This window comes from Methanomicrobium sp., assembly GCF_055145805.1.
This window is the reverse complement of record NZ_JBSREC010000045.1, coordinates 1-7,292: the sequence shown is the minus strand read 5'-3', so window position 1 is coordinate 7,292 and position 7,292 is coordinate 1. Positions and strand designations below refer to the sequence as shown.

The window sequence follows — 7,292 nt, the reverse complement described above, 5'->3', positions numbered from 1 at the left end:
TCGGATTTTTATCATATCAGCCAAAACATGACCAGGATTTTTGCATTGCAGATGAGGAGATCGAAGGTGAAACAGGCGTTTTAGCGGCTCTCAAACTCTACATCGAAGATACAGAAAAAAAATACCTGATATTTTCAGATCTTGAAAGAAAAATCGACCTTTTAATTCAGATAATTAATTCACTCTTCCTAAGCATCTCATTTGAAATTCGGGCAGATAAGGGATTCTACTTCAGGGTATCTGACAGTGAGACCGTTGCTCCCGAACGACTCTCCTCCGGGGAGCAGAATCAGCTTGTAATGTACTACGACCTTATATTCACAACTGATCCCGGAACGCTTGTTTTAGTCGACGAACCTGAAATCTCACTTCATATCGTCTGGCAGCGTATGTACCTCGACTATATCAGAAAAATTACCAATATCACAGGGTCTGATTTCATAATCGCGACCCACTCCCCCCAGTTAATCCACACAAACTGGGACTACACAGTGGATCTCTCAGGGGAAAAGATAGATGGCTAAAATCGGGAGAAGATTTGGCAAATCCACAAACAACTACAGACTCGAGGATATCTGGGCCGATGCTGATGAGATCAGCGGTACTATTCAGAAGATGGAGAAAAACTATCCTTCTCTCTCCAAAAAAATCTTTATCATAACAGAAGGACCCTACGACTACGAATTTTACTCCCGTTTTTTCAACAGTGAAATCTGCGAGATAAGATTTGCAAACTCCAAAGAAAACGTAATTTCAGTGATTACAGACATCCTCAAAGATATGCCAAAAGAAGCATCACAGTCTATTATCGGAATTGTTGACAGGGATTTCTCATTTTTCAGCACAGAGGATTATCTTAAAAACAATAAAGAAACCGGTGTAAACGAAGACAACTGCTCAAAAAATCTTTTTTTTACAGATACGCATGACATAGAGACCATGATAATCTCAGAAGAACTCATAAAAAAGGTTCTCAGGATTTATGAGACGAATTCTGCCGGAGGATTTCAGAGAAGAGCTCTTATGGCACTAAGGGACGAGAGTATTCTGAACGGTCTTGTGGAATGTTCACGCTTAATCGGCTTATCCCTCTATGTAAACGAAAAATACGATCTCAGAATGACTTTTAAGCACATAAACTGCAAGAAAAAAAATGTCTTTATGGAGTTTGTAGACTCTACAACAATAAAATTCAATGAAGAAAAACTGCTGGATCTCATCTTAAAGAGAAACAAAACGCGTTTCGATGATTTCAAAGAGGCACTTTCAAAAGAAATTTCAGAAAACACAGACTATTTTAAACACCCGATGCAGATCTGCCGGGGGCATGACTTAATGTGCGTTCTTCTGGCAGACATCAACAGAAACTATCCTGCAATTACAGGTGAGAAGGTCAGGTTAAGAGACCTTGAAAGATTATTCAGAGATTTATATGACGAAGAAGAGTTTTTCAGAACAGATCTTTTCAGATCACTAAAATGCTGGGCAGATGAACAAACCAAAAATATACCACAGCCTCTTTTTATAAGAGATACTGACTGATACCAAAATATACCAAAACCTGTTTAAAACTAATTTTCCCTATCATAAGGTATTTTAGCTTAACAGAGCACATCTAACTTTTATGAGTAACTGGTTTGCAGCTTTCATCGGATTTATTGCAATGGTATTATTCACCGCAGTTTTCGGCCACTACGGAGGTATCGCAGGATTTCTGGGACCTTTAATCGGAGGATTTACAGCAGGACTTCTGGCAGGCGAAGGCGTATCGGAAGGTGCAAAGACAGGATTTTATGCAGGCATCTTCGGCGGAATAATAATTTCAGTCCTTATACTGATATTCGGTGCGGCAATATTAGGCCCTGTGGGAATTCTTGCAGCCGCTGCTGTTGATATGGTAATTCTTATCGTGCTTGCACTGACACTCGGAATCCTGGGCCTTATCGGAGGCGCCCTTGGCGGTCTTTTAAACAACAGCAATAGTTAATCCTGATTCAAAAAATATCTGAATATTCTAACTGACACAAATCTTTTTTTGTGCACAGGTCATGATCAGTATAATCCCAAAATGATTCCTACAGATAAAAGACCAGAAGAATGCAAAAACGGCAAAAACAACAGATTTGTGCTGCATGAGCACACAGCAAAGTCAGTACACCTGGATCTCAGACTCGAAAGAGACGGTGTATTAAAGTGCTGGACACTTCCCAGGGGAATGCCGAAGGTTTCAAAAGAGAAGTGTATTGCAATAGAATCAAAAGATCAACAGACCAGCATTCTGTATTTCAGCGGAATTATACCACAAAGTCAGTCGGGCACAGGCGAGCTCAAAATTGAGGACTGCGGGACGTATGAGACACTGTTATGGAGCGATCTAAAGATTGAATTTATCCTTTCCGGAAAAATTAATACAGGAAGATATATTCTTGTGAGATTTCAGAAAGCAGGATCAAAGACCTGGCTTTTAATGAAGGCAGATTAGCCGGCCCCGCCGGATGCTAAAAAACCATCTTTTTTGCACTTAAAGATCAAATATATTACAATATTCATGCACACCCTTAAAGATAAAAAAGTCCATTTTGAGACCTACGGCTGCACATTCAACTTCGCCGACACTGAAAAGATAAAAGAGACTGCACTTTCACAGGGGTGCACACTGGCAGAACCAAAAGATGCGGACTGCGTGGTTATCAACACATGCACAGTCGTATCCCAGACAGAACGGGCAATGATAAAGGCGATTAACGAATATCATGACCGCGAGGTCTATGTAACAGGATGCATGCCTGTCGTCCAGAAAGAACTTTTAAAATCAACAAGGCCTGATGTCAGAATAATCCTCCCCGATGAAATATACAAATGCAGCGGTCGTGTGGGAGCAGTTGTCGATAAAAATGTGGGTATTTTGCAGATGGGAACAGGCTGTCTCGGAAGCTGTGCATACTGTATTACAAGACAGGCGAGAGGTCGCTTAAAAAGCTTTGATCTGGAGAGAATCATTGCCGAAGCAAAAAGACTCATAAAAGAGGGTGCAACCGAGATTCAGCTTACAGGACAGGACGTAAGTGCCTGGGGACGTGATATCGGAACAGATCTCTCAGTCCTTTTATACAGATTAAACGAGCTTGAGGGTGATTTTGCAGTGAGAGTCGGAATGATGAATCCGGCAACTGTGATCCCTATTGCAGAAAAACTTATTCCGGCCTTCAATCTTGAAAAAATCTACTCATTTGTCCATATGCCTGTACAGTCAGGGTCAGATAACGTCTTAAAAACAATGCAGAGAGGATATCCTTCATCCGAATATGTGAAAGTCGTTGATGCCTTTAAAGAGCAGATTCCCAACGTCAGGATATCAACCGATTTCATCGTCGGATACCCGACGGAAACAGACGAAGACTTTGAAAAGACAGTCGAACTTCTGAACAGAACAAAACCGACAAAAGTCAATATAACCCGGTTTTCTGTGAGAGAGGGAACTCCGGCAGCTAAATACAAAGATTTTCCTGACTGGGTGAAGAAGAACAGGTCAAGAGCTTTGACAATTGCCGCAAACGAAGTCTACGATGAAAACAACACAAAAATGATTGGCAAAAATCTTGATGTTGCAGTTACAGAACAGAAAAAAGCCGGCAGTGTCATTGCCAGGGATAAATCATACAACAATATCGTGATAAAGAAAGATTTTCCCCCCGGAACAAGACTGAATGTTAAAATAACGTCACATAAAAGACACTATCTCATAGCAGAAACTGTTTAGGGAAAAATGAATAACTTTGTAACTGATCTGGCGGGCTGATAGACTTCAGGATTAGAATACATGTTATGGTTTTAAATATCCCCATACTTATTTTGTACCTGTATTATGAAAATTTCTCAATATTTCGCAATAATACCTGTAATAATTATTATAGTATTTGCGGCATTAATCTCATTTCTGGGTGATTACTACTGGTTTGATTCTGTCGGCTATGCCGGCATTTTCTTAAATATAATATTAGTATCAGTAATTCTCGGAATAATTGCAGCAGCTGTACTCTTTGGTTTTAGTTACATTAACGCCAGGATTTCTCTTAAGTCTGCGGCAAACGTAAGTGACGTTTCGGTTTTAAACAAAAGGCTGTTGATGCTGGTCTGTGGCCTTGGGGCACTTTTTGGGGGTTTATCAGTATCATCACATTGGAAGACTGTGCTGATGTTTTTAAACCAGGAACTCTTTGGCATATCTGATCCAATCTTCGGACTTGATGCAGGATTTTATATATTTTCACTCCCGTTTTTTAACCTGATTGTGAATTTCTTCATTGGAATTGTCATCTTTTCGATAATTGTATCTTTCCTTGGTTATCTGATTGGATCAGAATTTTTAACCTTTAATCCTGCTGATCCACAGATTGCTGAATTTAAGGGCCAGTTTAAGATAGATTCATACATTCCACAACTTAGTGTTCTGCTGTTTTTCCTGTTTTTGGCAATATCAGCAAGAATCTGGCTTTCACGCTATGACCTGCTGTTCACTCCCGGAGAAACTGTATTTGGTGTCGGCTATACTGATGCAACAGTTACACTTCCGGTTATGGCGGTTTTGGCATTTGTCTCACTTCTGATTGGAATCGGGTTTTTGATAAACGAAAAACTGCGCAGGCCTGAAATCCTTAAATACGGCATTATCATTTTTATTGCAGTTGCAGTTATCGGACTGGTGATCGGTGGTGGTGTCCAGACTTTGATTGTATCTCCAAACGAGTTTAATCTTGAAAAAGAGTATCTTTCATATAATATCAACAGCACTCTGGCTGCATACGGCCTTGATGATGTGGATGAAAGGCAGTTTACTGTTGATTATAATCTGACAACGACAGATATAATTAAGAACAGTGCAACTGTTGAAAATATCCGTCTCTGGGACTGGCGCCCGTTAAAGACCACATATGAGCAGTTGCAGCTCTTCAGAACTTATTATGAGTTTAATGATATTGACGTTGACCGCTATACCTTCGGTGACAGCTATAAAGAGGTCCTGGTCTCGGCAAGGGAGATGAATATAAAGGATCTTCCCCCGCAGGCGCAGACCTGGGTCAATACACATCTTGTTTATACCCATGGCTACGGGGCTGTTATGAGTCCGGTTGATGTTGTATCAAAAGAAGGCCTGCCTGATTTTTACTTAAAGGACATCCCTCCGACTTCTGATTATATCGAGCTTAACCAGCCGGGAATTTATTACGGCGAGGGTCTTGATGACTATTCTGTTGTTATGACTAAAACAGAAGAGTTTGATTATCCCTCAAGTGATGACAATATTTACACAACATATCAGGGAGCCGGGGGAGTTGAATTATCCGGCATAATTCAAAGGCTCATTTACGCAATTAAGTTTAAGTCTGTTGAACTTCTGGTGTCAGGAAGCCTTGATTCTGACAGCAGAATTCTTATGAACAGGAATATTCTAAAACGTGCAGATATTATTGCACCATTTTTATCATATGATTCAGATCCATACATCGTTGTTTCAGAAGGCAGGCTCTTCTGGGTAATTGATGCCTATACCACAACAGATAAATTCCCGTATTCGGCAAGTATCCGGACTTCTGAATATGAAAAAATCAATTATATCAGAAACAGTGTTAAAGTTGTAATTGACGCTTACAACGGAGATATTTCATATTATGTTGTAAACAATAAGGATCCTCTGATTCAGACATATAAAGGGATGTTTCCGGGCGTATTTAAAGACTTTTCAGAGATGCCTGAAAACCTCAGAAACCATGTCAGATATCCCGGGGGAATTTTTGAGATTCAGTCTGAAGTCTATTCACTGTATCATATGAAAGACCCAAGGGTGTTTTATAACAGGGAAGATGCCTGGAATGTGCCGGATGAGGCATACAGGGGTTCAAAGCAGAGGATGGAGCCTTATTACGTTATTATGAAACTTCCGGGCGAAGAGTCTGAGGAGTTTATCCAGATGCTGCCGTTTACTCCACGCAGTAAGGAGAATCTGATTGCATGGATGGCCATACGGTCTGATGCACCAAATTACGGCGGTATTGTAGTCTATCAGTTCTCAAAGCAGGAACTGACATACGGCCCTATGCAGATTGAGGCAAGAATTGATCAGGACACTGAGATTTCACAGGATATTACATTGTGGTCACAGTCAGGGTCTTCGGTTTTAAGGGGCAATACACTCATAATCCCGATTGAGAACTCTATTCTCTATGTTGAACCGCTTTATCTTGAGGCAACGGAGAAGGGAACACTTCCTCAGCTTAAGCGTGTGATTGTTGCCTATAATGATCGCCTGACAATGAAGGATACTCTTGCAGAAGCACTGGATGAGATATTTGGTGATATTGCTGTAGAAATACCTGTCGGAGGTGCCGGAGAGGGCATCGGTGAGGGTGAAGAGGTTGAAATTGTCAGCAGTGAGGTTTTGGATAAGCTAAACAGGATTGCCGAACTTTATGACAGTGCACAAAAGGCGCTTAATAATGGTGATCTAGGGGAATACCAGAGATATATTGACCTGATTGGAGAGATAATAGAGTCCTGATATCAAAAATCCCCCTTTTTTAAGGCATCTGTATTAAACCCGTTTTTATTATTTTAAAGGTAAAAATTATCTGACTGATAATTTACGTAAATTCTTTTTATAAATATTCAAACAGGTTTTATTAATGTCCATCCATATACAGAATATAATGTCTGAAGGGGGATTTACAGAAAGCTTAGGGATGATGATTTTTGTGGGAATTCTTATAATTCTTGCAGGAGTAGTACTCACATACTCCCTGAATATGGCAAATGACAACACTCAGGCGGATTACACCCCAATATATGTGTATACTAATACAGAGATTGTACCTGCACTTTCCAAAGCAGATACATGGGATGCAAATTCTATAAAAATATTTTTTACAGAAGGAAAAAGATCTGACATCAATTACAATAATATAAAATATGCAGGAACAGAAGATATGAGATTTCTTCTGTATGACCCGAAAGGTGACCAGCATGAGGCTATCCAGTCTGTTTCGATGAAAGGTCTGGAAATAAACCCCGGAGCAACTTTTTATTATTATACCTTATCAGACAATTTAAGCGACCCGTATTACATAACAAACCAGTATGCAAGAATAGGCGATGACAGCAACTGGGGGACGGAATGGTCATATCCAAAGCGACTTGAAAAGGGTACATGGCGGGTTGTGGTAATCAATGAAAGATCCAAAACAATTATTGCAAAGACAAAAGTAGAGAACAGTTAAAATCAAAATATTTTATGTTCT

General features: G+C 40.0%; 7 protein-coding genes. All 7 read left to right on the top strand.

Going from position 1 to position 7,292, the window contains the following annotated elements; translation table 11 throughout:
• The coding region (locus tag ACTB1O_RS03510; RefSeq protein ID WP_462993757.1) for an AAA family ATPase at positions 1-524 on the top strand (524 nt) is incomplete at its 5' end.
• Complete coding sequence (locus ACTB1O_RS03505) at positions 517-1,542, top strand: DUF4435 domain-containing protein (RefSeq protein ID WP_462993756.1); 1,026 nt, start codon at positions 517-519, stop codon at positions 1,540-1,542. The genes ACTB1O_RS03510 and ACTB1O_RS03505, both read left to right, overlap by 8 nt.
• Positions 1,543-1,624: 82 nt before the next feature.
• Positions 1,625-1,987 carry a DUF5518 domain-containing protein gene (locus ACTB1O_RS03500; RefSeq protein ID WP_462993755.1) on the top strand — a complete coding sequence of 121 codons (363 nt, stop codon included), beginning with the start codon at positions 1,625-1,627 and terminating at the stop codon, positions 1,985-1,987.
• 48 nt (positions 1,988-2,035) lie between these two features.
• On the top strand, positions 2,036-2,482 hold the full coding sequence (locus tag ACTB1O_RS03495; RefSeq protein WP_462993754.1) for a DNA polymerase ligase N-terminal domain-containing protein: 447 nt from the start codon (positions 2,036-2,038) through the stop codon (positions 2,480-2,482).
• Positions 2,483-2,548: 66 nt separating this feature from the next.
• Positions 2,549-3,760 (top strand): tRNA (N(6)-L-threonylcarbamoyladenosine(37)-C(2))-methylthiotransferase, encoded by a 1,212-nt coding sequence (locus tag ACTB1O_RS03490; RefSeq protein ID WP_462993753.1) that lies wholly within the window; start codon positions 2,549-2,551, stop codon positions 3,758-3,760.
• 105 nt (positions 3,761-3,865) lie between these two features.
• Complete coding sequence (locus tag ACTB1O_RS03485; protein WP_462993752.1) at positions 3,866-6,556, top strand: UPF0182 family membrane protein; 2,691 nt, start codon at positions 3,866-3,868, stop codon at positions 6,554-6,556.
• 148 nt (positions 6,557-6,704) lie between these two features.
• Positions 6,705-7,271 carry a hypothetical protein gene (locus tag ACTB1O_RS03480; RefSeq protein ID WP_462993751.1) on the top strand — a complete coding sequence of 189 codons (567 nt, stop codon included), beginning with the start codon at positions 6,705-6,707 and terminating at the stop codon, positions 7,269-7,271.
• The last annotated feature ends 21 nt before the right edge of the window (positions 7,272-7,292 follow it).